The 16,145-nt window shown below is 68.4% G+C and carries 8 protein-coding genes; 7 read left to right on the top strand and 1 reads right to left on the bottom strand.

Features of this window, described 5'->3' with window-relative positions:
- Positions 1-42 precede the first annotated feature (42 nt).
- From AB1634_14760 to AB1634_14735, 6 genes are all read left to right on the top strand, one after another.
- Positions 43-4,416, top strand: a complete 4,374-nt coding sequence (locus AB1634_14760; GenBank protein ID MEW6220775.1) for a CheR family methyltransferase — start codon at positions 43-45, stop codon at positions 4,414-4,416.
- A complete protein-coding gene (locus AB1634_14755; protein ID MEW6220774.1) occupies positions 4,413-4,895 on the top strand; it encodes a response regulator in 483 nt (160 codons plus the stop codon). Before AB1634_14760 ends, AB1634_14755 begins: the two co-directional genes overlap by 4 nt.
- A 193-nt stretch (positions 4,896-5,088) precedes the next feature.
- Positions 5,089-6,954 (top strand): malto-oligosyltrehalose trehalohydrolase, encoded by a 1,866-nt coding sequence (gene treZ / locus AB1634_14750; GenBank protein ID MEW6220773.1) that lies wholly within the window; start codon positions 5,089-5,091, stop codon positions 6,952-6,954.
- A 39-nt stretch (positions 6,955-6,993) separates the two neighbouring features.
- On the top strand, positions 6,994-9,921 hold the full coding sequence (gene treY, locus AB1634_14745) for a malto-oligosyltrehalose synthase (protein ID MEW6220772.1): 2,928 nt from the start codon (positions 6,994-6,996) through the stop codon (positions 9,919-9,921).
- A 44-nt stretch (positions 9,922-9,965) separates the two neighbouring features.
- Complete coding sequence (locus AB1634_14740) at positions 9,966-12,053, top strand: OmpA family protein (GenBank protein ID MEW6220771.1); 2,088 nt, start codon at positions 9,966-9,968, stop codon at positions 12,051-12,053.
- A gap of 266 nt (positions 12,054-12,319) precedes the next feature.
- The gene (locus AB1634_14735) at positions 12,320-12,805 is read left to right on the top strand and encodes a BCAM0308 family protein (GenBank protein ID MEW6220770.1); all 486 of its coding nucleotides are present in this window, start codon (positions 12,320-12,322) and stop codon (positions 12,803-12,805) included.
- A gap of 58 nt (positions 12,806-12,863) precedes the next feature.
- Here the strand turns inward: AB1634_14735 and AB1634_14730 are convergent, their stop codons facing one another.
- Entirely contained in the window at positions 12,864-14,024 is a 1,161-nt protein-coding gene (locus AB1634_14730; GenBank protein MEW6220769.1) for a metallophosphoesterase, read from the bottom strand.
- A gap of 368 nt (positions 14,025-14,392) precedes the next feature.
- Here AB1634_14730 and AB1634_14725 point away from each other — a divergent pair, with 368 nt between their 5' ends.
- A complete protein-coding gene (locus AB1634_14725) occupies positions 14,393-15,835 on the top strand; it encodes a DUF4139 domain-containing protein (GenBank protein MEW6220768.1) in 1,443 nt (480 codons plus the stop codon).
- Positions 15,836-16,145: the final 310 nt, after the last annotated feature.

The raw sequence follows: 16,145 nt of genomic DNA, 5'->3' as shown, positions 1-16,145 counted from the left end.
CGGCTCGGCATCCCACCCCGGAGCCCCTGCCAAGATCTGCCCATGCGCCAACCCGATGCACCAGCCCCGCCCTGTGCCGCCCTGGCAAGCGGAAAGACCGCCCCCCAGCCGGGCGGCATCATGCCGGTAGCGGTGCCCGCGCCGGGCGGGCGCCGGCGGCCGGTGCTGGTGGCCGGTATCGGCGCCTCGGCCGGGGGGCTTACGCCCCTGCGCACCCTCCTGGCCGGCCTGGAACAGGGCCAGGGGCTGGCGCTGGTGATTGTTTTTCACCTGCCGGCGCCGGCGGACAGCGACGTCGCCAGCACGCTGGCCGGTGAGACGTCGCTGGCGGTGGTGGAGGCGGTGGATGGCGCTGCCATCGAGGCGGATCATGTCTACGTCACCCCCCCCGGCAAGTCCCTGTCCCTGACCGGAGGCCGGCTGACGGTTCTGGACGTGGCGCAGTGCCAGAGCCTCGTGCTGCCCGTTGACCATTTCTTCTGCACCCTGGCCGTCGATCAGGGCCACCGGGCGGTGGGGCTGATCCTGTCGGGCAGCGGCACGGACGGCACCCACGGGCTGGCGGAGATCAAGACCCTGGGCGGCGCCACCGTGGCCCAGACGCCGGCGAGCGCCGATTTCCCGGAGATGCCGGCCAGCGCCATCGCCGCCGGCCATGCCGATGCGGTGCTGCCACCGGCCGGGCTCAGCGCCTATCTGCGGCAGCGGGCCAGCGAGCTTCTCGCCCTCACCACCCGCCAGGAGGAGGAGGCCGGTCTGGCGGCCGTCCTGGCCGCGATCCAGGCCTTTACCGGTCACGATTTCCACTGCTACAAGCGGGCCACCCTGGAGCGCCGGATCCGCCGGCGGATGGCCCTCCACGGCCTGGCCACCTTCGACGACTACGCCCGCCTGCTGCGCACCCATCGCGGAGAGCCAGCCGCCATGCGCCAGGACCTCCTGATCGGCGTCACCGCGTTCTTCCGGCAGGCCGAGGCCTGGCTTTTCTTGCAGGACAAGGTCGTGGTCGAAGTGGTCGCTGCCGCGCCGCCGCATTCCACCCTGCGGGCCTGGGTGCCGGCCTGCGCCAATGGCAAGGAGGCGTACAGCCTGGGCATCCTCTTCGCCGAAGCGATTGAGAAAAGCGGCAAGGCGCTGGGCCTGCAACTTTTTGCCACCGATGCCGACGAGGCGGCCGTCCGCGGCGCCCGGGCGGGGCAGTACGCCGAGGAGGAGATGAAAGGGGTGACGCCGGCCCGCCTGGCCCGCTATTTCGAGCGCCAGGAGGGCGGCTACCAGGTGGCCAAGCCGCTCTCGGAGGTCATGGTCTTTGCCCAGCAGGACCTGACCTGCGACCCACCGTTCTCCAGACTCGACCTGGTGAGCTGCCGCAACCTCCTCATCTACCTCGATCAACCGGCGCAACGACGGATCATCCAGCTGTTCCATTTCGCCTTGCGGGAGGGCGGCTACCTCTTCCTGGGCGCGGCCGAGACCGTGAGTGGCCACGAGCACCTGTTCGATCCGGTATCGACCCGCTGGCGGATCTACCGCAAGAAGGGCCTGGCCACCCCCATCGGCCTTGATCTGCCGCGCCGTGCCGCCGGCCGGCTGCTGCCGGCCCTGCCCGCCCAGTCCCGTCCCCGCCCGCGGCTGGCGGAGATGGCCCACCAGGGGATCGCCGAGCGGTTCGGCCCGCCTTCTGTGGTCGTGGACCGCCACGGCGCGCCCCTTTTTCTCCACGGCGACCTCGGGGACTTTCTCCACCTGCCGCCCGGCGTCCAGACCGGTCTTCTGGTGGATGCCGCCCGGGAAGGCTTGCAGCACCGGCTGGCGTCGGCCCTGGGCCAGGCGGTGAGCGAGAATGCCAGGATCGCCGTGCAGGCCCGGGTGAAGAAAGGCGGCCGGCTCCTGCCGGTGCGGGTCACGGTCAGCCCTCTGCGGCAGTCCCCCGAGGCTGAGGGCCTGTTCCTGGTGACCTTCGAGCGGCAGCGGGTGACGCGGGCAGCCCGGGGAACGGCGGTCGAGGCAGCGCCCAGCCGGCTCAGCCAGGTGGAGGACGAGCTTTTGCTCACCCGCGAGGAGCTCTCCGGCACCATCGAGCGGCTGGAGCAGTCCAACGAGCACCTCCGGGCGGCCAATGAAGAGGCCATGTCCGCCAACGAGGAGCTGCAGGCGGCCAACGAGGAGCTGCACACCTCCCAGGAGGAGCTGCACAGCCTGAACGAGGAGCTGCAGGCGGTCAACCAGCGGCTCCAGGAGAAGGTGGCGGAGCTGGAGCGGGCTGGCAACGACATCGCCAACCTCCTGGTCTCCGGCGGGGTGGCGACGCTCTTTCTGGACCAGGACCTGCGGGTCCGCCGGTTCACCCCGGCCGTCACTCGGCTCTTCAGCCTGATCGACAGCGATATCGGCCGGCCCATCACCGAGGTGGTGCGCCGGTTCCAGGATCCGATCTTCCTGGATGACGCGCGGCGGGTGCTCAAGGGCCTGGCGCCGGCAGCGGCCGAGGTGCAGGCCGAGGACGGTACCTGGCACAGCCGGCGTATCCTGCCCTACCGGACCCAAAGTGGCCGTGTCGAAGGGGTGGTGGTCACCTTCGCCGATGTCACCGGGCTCAAGGAGCTGACCGACGCCTTGCGGGTCAGCGAGGCCCGGGCCCACTGGGTGGGACGCTTCCCGGCGGAAAACCCCAATCCGGTCATCCGCGTCTCGGCCAGCGGCGTGGTCCTCTACCAGAACCCCGCGGCCCGGGCCCAGCCGGCCTGGCGTGGTGAAGTCGGCCAGCTCCTGCCCCAGGAGGAGCTGCGGCGCCTGGCCAGGCAGGCCCTGGCCGAGGGCAGCACCATCGAAGAGGATATGGAGCTGGGGGACATCCTTTTTGCAGTGGCCGTCGCTCCCGTCCCGGCGGAAGGCTACGCCAACATGTACGGCCGCAATGTCACCGACCGCCGCCGGGCCGAGGATCTGGCACGGCAGCGCCTGGCCGAGATCGAAGACCTGTACCGCAGCGCACCGGTGGGCCTCGGGGTGCTGGACCGGGAGCTGCGCTTCGTGCGCATCAACGAGCGCCTGGCGGAGATGCACGGCATCCCGGCCCCGGCCCACATCGGCAAACGGATGCGGGATCTTCTGCCCGAGCTGGCTGAGGTCGCCGGGCCGATGCTGCGCCGCATCCTGACCACCGGCCAGCCGCAGGAAGACATCGAGATCGTCAGCGAGACCCCGGCCCAGCCAGGGGTCAAGCGCAGCTTCCTGGAACAGTGGCTGCCGATCACCGATGCCCAGGGCCAGGTGACGGGCCTCAGCATGGTGGTCGAGGAGACCACCGCCCGCAAGGCGGCCGAGGAGGCCCTGCGGCGCAGCCGGGAAGATCTTGACCGCGCCCAGGCGGTAGGGCAGATCGGGAGCTGGCGCCTGGACACCCGGGAGAACACGCTCGCCTGGTCCGACGAGACCTACCGCATCTTCGGGGTGCCACCGGGCACGCCCCTGACCTACGAGGCCTTTCTGAAGGCTGTCCATCCCGATGACCGCGAGCAGGTGGCCGCCCAATGGGAGGCGGCGTTGGGCGGCGCCCCTTATGACCTCGAGCATCGGATCGTGGTGGACGGCCGGGTCAAGTGGGTCCGGGAGAAGGCCTACCTGGAACGGGATGCGGGAGGCCGTCTTCTGGGCGGTTTCGGGATCGCCCAGGACATCACCGAGCTCAAGGAGGGCGACGAGGCGCTGCGGCGAGCGGTGGACGAGCTGCGGCGCTCCAATGAGGACCTGCAGCAGTTCGCCTACGTGGCCAGCCACGACCTGCAGGAGCCGCTCAGGATGGTCAAGGGCTTTCTGAAGCTGCTCGACGACCGCTACAAGCCGCAGCTGGACGACAAGGCCCGGCAGTTCATCACCTACGCGGTCGAGGGCGCGACCCGCATGTCGCAGCTCATCAGCGACCTCCTGGAATTCAGCCGGGTGGCGAGCCGGGCTGACCGCCTCCGGCCGACGGATGCGGAGCAGGTCCTGGCCAAGGCCCTGGCCAACCTGGGCAGCCGTATCCGCAAGTCCGGCTCGGTGGTGACCCACGACGCGCTGCCGGTGGTGCTGGGAGACGCCACCCAGCTCATGCAGCTCTTCCAGAACCTCATCAGCAATGCCATCAAGTTTCGCCAGAACAACGGCCCCTGCGTGGTGCACGTCGGGGTGGCCAAGGACGGCAGCCAGTGGCGGTTCTCGGTGCGGGATAACGGCATCGGCATCGCCGAGGCCGCGCTCGAGCGGGTCTTTGTGATCTTCCAGCGGCTGCACACCCGGGAGCAATACAGCGGCACTGGCATCGGCCTTGCCATCTGCAAGAAGATCGTCGAGCGGCACGGCGGCAGGATCTGGGTCGAGTCCCGGGTGGGGGAAGGAAGCATCTTCTTCTTCACGCTGCCGGAGGCATCATGAGCCCTGCTGCTCCCTGCACCATCCTGCTGGTGGAAGACAATCCGGCGGACGTGACCTTCTTCGAGGAGGCCCTGGCCGATTGCCAGATCCCCGCCCGCCTGCAGGTGGTCGAGCATGGCCTGAAGGCGCTGCAGGTCCTCCGCCGGCAGGGCGCTTTTGCCGCTGCCCTCCGGCCGGACGTGGTGGTCCTGGATCTCAACCTGCCGGTCATGAACGGCCGGGAGGTGCTGGCGGCCATGATGGCGGACCCCGATCTCAGGGACCTGCCCGTGGTCGTCCTTTCCACCTCCGTCTCCGACCACCGGGTCATCGACCTCTGCCCGCCCGGCCATTGCCTGTACTTCTCCAAGACTGACGATTTCGGCCTGCTCCAGGAGATCGTCCGCCAGATCATCCAGCACGCCACCGCCGGCCACCCGGCCTTGGGCCCGGCCCAGGCCGGTGCCGTCCCCCCGCCCGGTCCCTTGCCTGCCCCATAGGCGGCCCACGCCCCGTTGCCCTGCCGCCCCGCCGGATTTGTCCTTGCCAGAGGTCGGGGCGCTCCTGCTATCGTAGACACGGGCTTCGGCCCCCGGCGCCGCCGCCCCGGCAGCCGGCGATTGTCGTAGGGGCAGCCCCCGTGGCTGCCCGGACGGCGCCCGCGACCTTGCCGGCAGGACAAAAGGAACACCCATGACCACGCCGCCCCTCCCCCGGAACGAGCCCTGGCAGCTCGATCTCGGCGCGACCGCCCTGGCCGATGGCAGCTGCTGTTTCCGGATCTGGGCGCCCAGGGTGGAGACCTTGGCGGTGGTGGTTGCCGGTGGCCCGGGTGAGCGGCTGGTGGCCATGACCCCGGAGGAGCGGGGCTACTTTTCGGCCCGGATCCCGGAGGTGCCTGCCGGCAGCCGCTACTGGTACCAGCTGCCGGATGGCAGCCGGCGGCCGGACCCCGCCTCCCGCTGGCAGCCGGACGGGGTGCACGGACCGTCGGCGATGGTTGCTCCTGCCGCCTATCCCTGGCAGGATGCGGCCTGGACAGGCCTGGCCCTCGCTGACTACCTCCTCTACGAGGTTCACGTCGGCACCTGCAGCCTGGCCGGCACCTTTGCCGGCGTGGCTGCACGCCTCGATCATCTCGTGGCCCTCGGGGTGACCGCCGTGGAGATCATGCCGGTGGCCCAGTTTCCAGGGCACCGCAACTGGGGCTACGACGGCGCCTTCCCCTTTGCGGTCCAGAACAGCTACGGCGGGCCGGACGGCCTGAAGGCCCTGGTGGACGCCTGCCACCAGCGGGGTCTGGCGGTGCTCCTCGACGTGGTCTACAACCACCTGGGGCCGGAGGGCAACTACTCCGGCTGCTTCGGCTACTACACCACCGACCGTTACCGCACCCCCTGGGGCCAGGCCATCAACTTCGACGGCCCGTGGAGCGACGAGGTGCGCCATTTTGTCATCGCCAACGCCCTGTACTGGATCACCGAGTACCACCTCGACGGGCTGCGGCTGGATGCGGTGCACGGCATTGTCGACTGCGGCGCCCGCCACATCCTGGCCGAGTTGACCGCGGCCGTGCACCGGCAGGCCCAGGCTCTGGGCCGCCAGGTGCAGGTGATCGCCGAAAGCGACCAGAACGATCCCCGCCTCCTGGCCCAGCCCGCGGCCGGCGGCTTCGGCCTCGATGGCCAGTGGAACGACGACTTCCACCACGCCCTGCATGTTCTTCTCACCGGCGAGCGCCAGGGCTACTACCAGGATTTCTCGGGGTTGTCCAGCCTGGCCCGGGCCTGCCGCCAGGGCTTCGTGGTGGCGGGCGACTACTCCGCCTACCGCCGCCGCCGCCACGGCGCACCGCTGCCACCGGATCTGGATCCCGGCCGGCTGGTGGTCTTCGCCCAGAACCACGATCAGGTCGGCAACCGGGCGCAAGGGGATCGCCTGGCTGCCTCCCTGGGCCTGCCGCAGCTCAAGCTGGCGGCTGCCTGCGTGCTCCTGTCGCCCTTTGTGCCCCTTCTCTTCATGGGCGAGGAGTACGGCGAGCCGGCCCCGTTTCCCTACTTTGTCAGCCACGGCGATCCGGAGCTGGTGGCCGCGGTGCGGGCCGGCCGGCGGCAGGAGCTTGCCGCCGCCGGCTGGCGGAAGGAGGTGCCGGATCCCCAGGACGAGGCGACCTTCGCCGCCGCCCGTCTTCGTCCGGGGCTGGCGAGCCAGGGCGCCCACGCCTGTCTCCTGGGCTGGTACCATGCTCTCATTGCCCTGCGCCGCCAGCTCCGGGCGCAGGATCTTGTGACCGGCCGGCCGGCGGTGGCGGAGGACCGGGAGCGCCAGGCCCTGGTCCTGACCTACCGCCAGGCCCTGGTGGTGGTCCTGGGCTTCTCCGGCCAGGCCCAGCAGCTGCCGTTGTCCATGACTCCTGGTCGCTGGCGGCTGCGCATCGACAGCACCGCCCCGCGGTGGGGTGGCCCGGGCAGCGGCCTGCCAGCCGTGCTCCCGGTGGATGCCCCTGTCCAGGCGGTGCAACTGCCGCCCTTCGGGGTGGTCGTCTACCAAGAGGAGTGATGGCAACGCCATCCTCCACCACCTGTGGGGAGACACCCCATGAGCGAGCAGCATCCGCCCAGCCTGCGCCTGCCCAGCGCTACCTACCGCCTGCAGCTCAACCGGGATCTCGGCTTTGCCTCCGCCAGCCGTCTCGTCCCCTATCTCGACGCCCTGGGCATCACCGACCTTTACGCCTCTCCTCTTTTCAAGGCCCGGCCCGGCAGCGGCCATGGCTACGACATCGTTGACCACCACCAGCTCAATCCGGAGCTGGGGGAGGCCGCCGACTATGATCGCCTTTGTGCCCGGCTCCGCGAGCGGGGCATGGGCCAGATCCTGGACATCGTCCCCAACCACATGTGCGTCGAGAGCCCGGAGAACGCCTGGTGGATGGATGTGCTGGAAAACGGCCCCAGCTCTCCCTATGCCGAGGTGTTCGACATCGACTGGCAGCCGGTGAAGGGCGAGCTGGCCAACAAGGTGCTGCTGCCGGTCTTGGGGGACCAGTACGGCGCGGTGCTGGAGAACGGCGAGCTGGCCCTGGTCTTTCAGGAAGGGGCCTTTTTCCTCCACTACTGGCAGCACCGCTTCCCCATCATCCCCAAGACCTATGTCCAGATCCTGAGCCTGGACCTGCCCGGGCTCACCGCGGCCCTGGGGGAGGATCACCCGGACCTGCAGGAGTATGAAAGCATCATCACCGCGCTGCGCAATCTGCCGCTGTACACCGAGCGGGATCCGGAACGGGTGGCGGAGCGCTATCGGGAGAAAGAGGTGGTGAAAAGGCGTCTCTGGCGTCTCTGGCAGGAAGGTCCGGCGGTCCGCAGCCATATCGACGCCAGTGTGGTCCGGATGAACGGCAGCCCCGGCGACCCGGTCAGCTTCGACCTTCTGGACGCCCTCCTCCGGGAGCAGGTCTACCGCCTGTCCCATTGGCAGGTGGCCATGGAGGAGATCAACTACCGCCGCTTCTTCGACATCAACGCCCTGGCCGCGATCCGGGTCGAGCGGCCACAGGTTTTTGCCGACACCCACCGTCTGGTCCTGTCCCTGATGCGGGAAGGACGGGTCACTGGCCTCCGGGTGGACCATGCCGATGGCCTCTATGACCCGGCCGCCTATCTGCAGCGCCTCCAGGAGGAGTGTGCCCTGGCGGCGGGCCCGCTGCCACCGCCGGTGGACTCGCCGGAGCCTGCCGCCGAGCGGTCCTGTTACGTGGTGGGCGAGAAGATCCTCACCAAGGGGGAGCGGCTGCCCGCCGACTGGCCCATCTTTGGCGAGACCGGCTATGGGTTCCTCAACGCCCTCACGGGGATCTTCGTGGACAGCCGCCAGGCCAAGGCCTTCGACCGAATTTACCGCCGTTTCACCGGCAGCGAGCTGTCCTTCGCCGAGAGCGCCGTGGCCGGCAAGAAGCTGGTCATGCAGGTCTCCATGGCCGCCGAGGTCAACACCCTGGGTCATTACCTGAACGTCCTTTCCGAGATCAACCGCCACACCCGGGACTTCACCCTGCCCAGCCAGATCAAGGCCCTGGTGGAGGTGATCGCCCATTTCCCGGTCTACCGCACCTACATCAACAGCCTGGCGGTGAGCGACCGGGACCGGGGCTACATCGAGCAGGCGGTGGCCCGGGCCCGGCGCCGCAACCCGGCCCTCAACGCCTCCATCTTCGAGTTCATCCGGGATGTGCTCCTCCTGCGCTTCCCCCCGGGCATCAGTGACGAGGAGCGCCGGCGGTGGCTGGACTTCGTCATGCGCTTCCAGCAGGTTACCGGCCCGGTGATGGCCAAGGGCGTGGAGGATACCGCCTGTTACGTGGCCAACCGCCTGACCTGTCTCAACGAGGTCGGCGGTGATCCGGAGCGGTTCGGTCTTTCCCTGGAGGCCTTCCATGGCCAGAACATCGAGCGCAGCCGGGGGGAGCGGCACGGAATGCTGGCCACCACGACCCACGACAGCAAGCGGGGCGAGGATGTGCGGGTGCGGATCGCCGCCCTCACCGAGATCCCGGAGGCCTGGCGGGAGGCGGTGGGCCGCTGGTCTCGCCTCAACCGCCGCCACAAGAGGGCTGTGGAGGGCGGTCTCGCCCCGGACCGCAACGAGGAGTACCTCCTCTACCAGACCCTGGTGGGAGCCTGGCCTCTGGAGCCGCAGGATCGGCAAGGGCAGCAGGTCTTCACCGCCCGGATCCAGGGCTACATGGAGAAAGCGGTGCGGGAGGCGAAGGTGAACAGCTCCTGGATCTCCCCCCATCGCGGCCACGAGGAGGCGGTGGCCGCCTTCGTGGCCGCCATCCTGGACCCGGTCCGCGCCAGCCGCTTTCTGGCCGGTCTCCAAAGGTTCCTGGCCCCGGTCGCCGAGGCCGGCATGGCCTATGGCCTGTCCCAGGCCCTGGTCAAGATCGCCAGCCCCGGGGTGCCGGACCTCTACCAGGGCACCGAGCTGTGGTATCTGCGGCTGGTGGATCCGGACAACCGGCAGCCGGTGGATTTCGAGCTGCGCATGGGGATGCTGGCCGACCTGGAGCAGCGGGAACGGGAGATCGGCACCACCGCCCTGGCCGAGGAGCTGGTCGCCAGCCGCCGTGACGGCCGCATCAAGCTCTTTCTTGTCGCCAGGGCCTTGCGCTTCCGGCGCCAGGAGCGAGCCCTCTTTCAGGAGGGCGCCTATCTTCCCCTCAAGGCGGCCGGTACCGGCGCCGAGTCGGTCGTCGCCTTTGCCCGGGCCCTGGGCGAGTCCCTGGCCCTGGTGGTGGCGCCCCGGCTGGTCATGGGCATGCTGGCGCCCGGTCCTGGGCCCCCCCTGGGCAGCGCCTGGGGAGACACCGCGGTGCTCCTGCCGGAGGGGACCGCAGCGGCCTCGTTCCACAACCTGTTCACCGGCGAGATCGTCGCCGCCGGCCAAAGGCAAGGCCGGGCAGCTTTGCCGCTGGCCGAGGTCCTCGGCCGCTTTCCGGTGGCCTTGCTGGCCAGCCTGCCCTGACCCAAGGCGGCAAGCCACAACGTGATCCATGAAAGGAGGTCATCATGACGACGAAGAGATTGACCATGAGCGGTCTGGCAGCCCTGCTGCTCGTTTGCGCCATGCCTGTCTGGGCCATGAACGGCTCGGGGCTCGAAGAGCTGAGCCTTCGGGTCAACCGGCCGGACGCCAGCCCCAGCTTTCAGATCCTGGACGAGGGCCGGCTGGTGGTCTCGGTGGTGGATGCCCAGCGGGAGGCGGTCCTGGGGCTGACCCGGAACGACTTCATGATCACCAGGGGACCCAAGACCGCTCAGGTCCTGTCCGTGGAGCCCTTGAAGGAGGAACGGCCCCTGGGGCTCAACCTGGTGCTGGTACTGGACAATTCCTATTCCATGGAGCGCCGCCAGGCGGTAGGCCCAGTGCTTGCGGCCATGCAGGAGCTTTTGACCCTGGTCCGGCCCATCGACGACGTGGCCGTCGTCACCTTTGTCGATCCGCGGCCCGGGGGGGGCGCCCCAGGTCCTGACCTGCCCCGGCCTTCCACCCGGGTGTTCCGCTCCGGCGACGCCGCGGCCATCAGCCAGGCCCTGGCCGAGCGCTACTCGGTGGGGATCACCACCGACGGCACCTATCTTAAGGATGCCATGCTGACCGGCCTGGAGATCGCCGCCGCCATGCCGGCCAAGAACCAGAAGTTCATGGTGGTGTTCTCGGACGGGGAGGATATCAACAGCACGATCAAGGAGGCGCAGGTCACGGCCGCGACCGCCGGCCTGGCCAACTTCACCGCCTTTGCCGTGGACTACATGGACCGGCCTGGCCTCGATCCCTTCCTGCAGTCCTTTGTCCAGGACCACCACGGCCAGATCAAGAAGGCCAAAGGGGTGGAGGACTTCCTGCCCATCTTCAAGTCCTTTGCCTCGACCATCTTCCACAAGTACCTGGTCACCTACCGGTTCCTGGCGCCGCCCGCCGGCACCCTGGCCATGGCGCCGGCCGTGGTGCGGATCGAGGAGGTCACGGTGGTCGACAGCTCGCCCATGCTGCCGGCGGTGTACTTCGATGCCGGGTCGAGCACCATCCCCCCCCGCTACGTCACCCTGGCCAGCCAGAGCGAGACCGCCGGCTTTGCCGAGGAGAAGCTCACCGGCACCATGGAGAAGCACCACCAGGTGCTGAACGTCATCGGCCGGCGGCTCCAGCTGTACCCCGAGGCCAGCGTCACCATCGTCGGCTGCAACGCCAACACCGGGCCGGAGAAGGGTGCCCTGGCCCTGTCCCGCAGCCGGGCCGACGCGGTGGCCGCCTATCTGCGCTATGTCTGGGGGATCGAGCCGGCCCGGCTTTCGGTCACGGCCCAGAACCTGCCCGACGCGCCCAGCACCAGCCGGGTGCCGGAAGGGGTGGCCGAGAACCAGCGGGCGGAGATCCGCTCCGACCACCCGGCGATCCTGGACGTCATCAAGAGCACCTATATCGAAGAGGCGGTGGACGCCAAACAGATCCGGGTGATCCCGGCCGTCGAGGCGGAGGCCGGGGTTGCCTCCTGGCAGATGCAGCTCCTGGGCGGGGAGACGGTTCTGGACAGCGTCCAGGGACAGGGGCCGCCGCCGGCGGACTTCACCTTCGGCGTCGAGACCCTGGGCCTCGCCCGTCTGGCCTCCCTGGGCCAGCTTTCCGCCCGGATGGCGGTGACCGACCGGGAAGAGAACCGGCTGCAGTTGGCCACCGGCGTGCCCCTGCGCATCGAGGTCATCCGGCGCCAGGAGCGGATCGCCCAGCGGCTGGACTACAAGGTCATCGAGAAATACGGCCTCATCCTTTTCGAGTTCGACCGCTCCGAGCTCAAAGGCGTGAACGCCATCATCGTCGATCGGGTGGTCAGCCGGGTGGCCGGGCTGCCTCAGTCCCAGCTGGCGATCGTCGGCCATACCGACATGATCGGCACTGACGCATACAACCTGGCCCTCTCCCAGCGCCGGGCCCAGGCGGTCTACGACGCCACCATCCGCTCCGGCGTTGCCGCCCCCGGCCAGATCACCGCCGGCGGCGTCGGCGAGGCCGATCCACCCTACGACAACGCCCTGCCCGAAGGCCGGGCTCTGAACCGTACGGTGATCATTTCCCTGGAGTTCATGGAACGGCAGTAGCCCGCCGGACGGGTCGAGGCGATCATGGGAGATCTTTGCTCCAGCAGGCGGTGGCCTCGGTGGCGCCCGGTGCCCTGCCTACCCCCTGGATCGCGCCCGGCCCCCCGGCCGCTCCGGCCGAGCCCAAGCCCAGGCGCATGGGCCTCCGTTTTCTTTCCTTGACTTCTCCGCTCAGCCTTTCCTAGCCTGACCGTGAGGGCTCCCCTGGGGCCGGCGACCCGAGGCCGGGGAGCGATCCGACAACAGGCTGCAAGGAGGGCATGAATATGGTGCGGAGCGTGAGCACGGGCAGAAGGGACCGGCTGGTCCAGCAGAAGCGGCACGATGCCTATCAGGGCTCAGGGAAGTGGCCGGAGCCAACAGCCTGCGTCGTTTGCGCCTGCGTCTACCAGAATGGGCGCTGGGCCTGGAAAGAGTGCCCAGACGAGGCCCAGCGCATCATCTGCCCGGCCTGCCAGCGGGCGGCCGACAAGTTCCCTGCTGGCGTCATCGAGATCTCCGGCCCGTTCCATGCCAAGAACCGGGGCGAGCTGCTGAATCTGGTGCGCAACGAGGGAGAGAACGAGCGGCGGGAGAGGCCCATGGAGCGGATCATGGAGATTGTCGAGACACCGGAGCAGACCGTGGTTACCACCACCGGTGTTCATGTGGCCCGGCGCATCGGCGAGGCCCTGGCCAGGGCCTACCAGGGCGAGTTCAACTTCCGCTACGGTGATGCCGACAAGACCATCCGGGTTTCCTGGAGCCGTTGAGAGACCGGGCTGGCCAGTAACCGCCCCCGGGCCCGGATTCTGTCGGGCTCGGGTTTTTTTATGCCGAGGGCTCGGGAGCGACGCCAGCCAGTCCGGCCGGGACCAGGTCAATGATCGTGATCTCCGGCGGGCTCAGGAAGCGGATCCGGGGGCCCCAGGTGCCGGTGCCTCGGCTGACATACAGAAAACAGCCATCCACCGGGGCCAGCACCCCGGCGTGCACCGGGTAGTAGAGCCACGTGACAATGCTGAACGGGAAGATCTGGCCCTTGTGGGTGTGCCCGGACAGCTGCAGATCGAAGCGGCCCAGGCTGGCGGGGTGCACCTGGGGCCGGTGCTTGAGGAAGAGGCGGAAGCGTGAGGCCGGCGCCGTCGCCAGCAGCGCCTCCTCCGGCAAGGAAGGCTGCTGGCCAAAGGCGGCGGCAGTGGCGTCGTCGACCCCGGCGACGGCCAGGGGACCGGCTTCCACCACCTCCCCCTGCAGGACCCGGAACCCGGCTCGCCGGGTGAAGTCCAGGGCCTGGTCGACCCCCACGTAGTACTCATGGTTGCCGGTGACCGCAAGCTTGCCCAGGGGTGGGGTCAGGGCGGCCAAATCCGCGGCCAGCTCCGGTAGCCGGTCCATGGGCGCATCAACCAGATCGCCTGTGGAGACCACCAGGTCGGGCCGGGCCGCCTGGACCAGGGTGATGACGTTCTTCAGAAAAGCACGCCGGTTGAGAAGCCCCAGGTGGCAGTCCGAGATCTGGGCCACCCGCAAAGGGCCGTCAGCTGGGGACAGCCTGGTCGTACGGATCGAGACCCTTTCGACCCGGACGTGGCCGGCGGCTACCAGCCCCTGGGTGGTGGCCGCCAGGGCCAGGAGCAGCGGCACGGTCAGAGCAGGTCCAGGCCCCCAGACCGGGAGGGGCCAGCCCGCCAGCCGGCGGCTGGCCAGGAGTACAAGGCGGGTCAAGTCCAGGACTGCAGCAGCGGTCGCGAACAGGAAGACCACCGCCATCCAGGTGTAGCCCATCCAGGCCAAGACGGTGGCGGTCTGCCACCAGCCCCGCATCTCCAGGACGCGAACAGCCACCGGTGCCAGGATCCCCGCCAGGAGCACCAGCAGCACAGTGGCGCGGGCGGCTTTGCCCAGGCACAGGGCCGCCTGCAGCCGCAGGAAGAAATAGGCGTGGAAGGAGCTGAAGACGAGCAAGAACGAGATGAGAAACAGGGGCATGGCATCCTCGATGGGTTTGGCTGAACAGCCGTCGGCACCCGGATTCGATTCCAAGGGGTAACACCACCGGTCTCCCCGAGCAAGCTCTTTGGTGCCGACCGGAGAAGCAACCGGTGAGGTGGATGGTCGCTCCTCGTGCGCTGGCTGGCGCGGCCTGGTCGAGGACCCGACCGGGCGTACCTCCCGGACCGGCGCCAGGCGGGCCGGCCGGTGAGTCTGTCTGCCTTGAGTCTGTAACAGACTGCAGTTCTTGATCAAATTGCAAGCGGTCGCGGGACAGGTGGGTCCCGACTGGTTGACTTTGGAGGTCACCGAAAGTAGCATGGTGCTGGATCCGGGGCGAGCCCAACGGATGGGGAGGGGAGGCGATGCGCGGAGGCAAATGGTGGTGGGGCGTAGCCCTGGCCGCCTGGGCGGCTGGGACGGGGACCGCGGCATCCCAGGAGAGCGTCAGCTCCCTGGACGATCAGCAGCGGGTCGCGGTGACCATCTACAATGACAATCTGGCCCTGGTGCGGGACACCCGGGTAGCCCGCCTGCATCCTGGCCAGAACCGTTTGCTGATTCGGGAGGTCAGTGCTCGCATCCGGCCGGAAACAGCGCTCCTGCGCGGCGTGTCCCCCGGGATCAGTCTGGCGGTATCGGAGCAGAACTTCGATTTCGATCTGCTCACCCCCCAACGGCTTCTGCAAGAATATGTCGGCCGGACCATTCAGGTGGCTCGGCCCCAGCCTGGCTCCGGCGAGGAGGAGTGGGAGGAGGCCGTGGTCCTGGCCGCCACCGATGGCCCGGTCCTGCGGATCGGTGAGCGCATCGAGACCGGCTGGTCAGGCCGGCTCGCCTTTCCCTCCCTCCCGGGCAACCTCCGGGACCGCCCTACGCTGGCCACTACGGTCGAGACCGACTCGGAAGCGCCCCAGCTGTTTCAGCTCAGCTACCTGACGGAGGGGTTGTCCTGGCAGGCGGACTATGTGGCCGAGCTGAGCGCCAACGATGACCGCCTGCAGCTGCACGGCTGGGTGACCCTGACCAACACCAGCGGGGTGTCGTATCGGAACGCCAGCGTGCAGCTGGTCGCCGGAGACGTTCACCAGGCAACCGCAGCGATGGAGCGCTCGGTGCGGCTGCTGGACGACGTCCCTTTGCACCAGGGGGTGGCGCCCGGCAGTGCCCAGGAAGGCCTCTTCGAGTACTACCTGTATCGGCTGGGGCGGCCTACCACCATGGCCGAGAGCCAAACCAAGCAGGTTTCCCTTTTGCAGGTCTCGGATGTGACCTGCACCAAGGAGTACGTCCTGACCGGTGACGATTTCTACTACCGCCGGGCGGTGGGTGACCTGGGGCAGCAGCTCAAGGTGGGTGTTGTCCTGGAAGTGGGCAACCTGGCGGACAACCACCTGGGCCTGCCTCTGCCCCGAGGCGCGGTGCGGGTGTACAAGCAGGATCAACAGGAAGCCCTGCAGTTCCTGGGCGAGGATCTTATCGACCATGTGGCCGAACACGAGGTCATGCACATCAAGGTCGGGGAATCCTTTGATGTCACTGCCTCCAAGCGGCAAACCGACTTCGAAAAGCTGTCCGGCTTTGGCAAATACAACTACGTTTTTGACAGCTCCTACGAGATCGAGATCAAGAACGTCAAGAACCAGAAGGTGACGGTGAAGGTGCTGGAGCCCATGCCCGGCGACTGGGAGGTCGTGGAGGAGAGTCTGACCCACACCAAGGGCGACAGCAACACTGCCCTCTGGCGGCTGCAAGTGCCGGCCCGCACCACCAAGACCCTCACCTACCGGGTGCGGGTGCGTTACTAGGCTTCGACGATTGTGGTTGCTGGCGCTTTTTCTGGTTGACGACAGGAAGACCGTCGGCTACATTCCCAACCTTTGCGCCACGGCAAAAGACCGGGGCAGGAAAATGGCTTCAAGAAAGGGCTTGACAGCCCGAGGCCGACCCAGTAAGTTGCCGACCTTTGCCGCTGGGCCGCTCGGACGGACGGCCGAGTCAACGATCCTTGAAAACTGAATAGCGAGAGTGCGTAGGGCCCTTTTGGAGAGAGCGTCTGTTTTGGGGGGACCCAAATCAGGCGGTAGGGAATCAAACTGGAGAGTTTGATCCTGGCTC

Source organism: Thermodesulfobacteriota bacterium (assembly GCA_040755095.1).
GTDB lineage: Bacteria > Desulfobacterota > Desulfobulbia > Desulfobulbales > JBFMBH01 > JBFMBH01.
The sequence above is the reverse complement of the archived record's forward strand: the minus strand, read 5'-3'. Positions and strand labels throughout refer to the sequence as shown.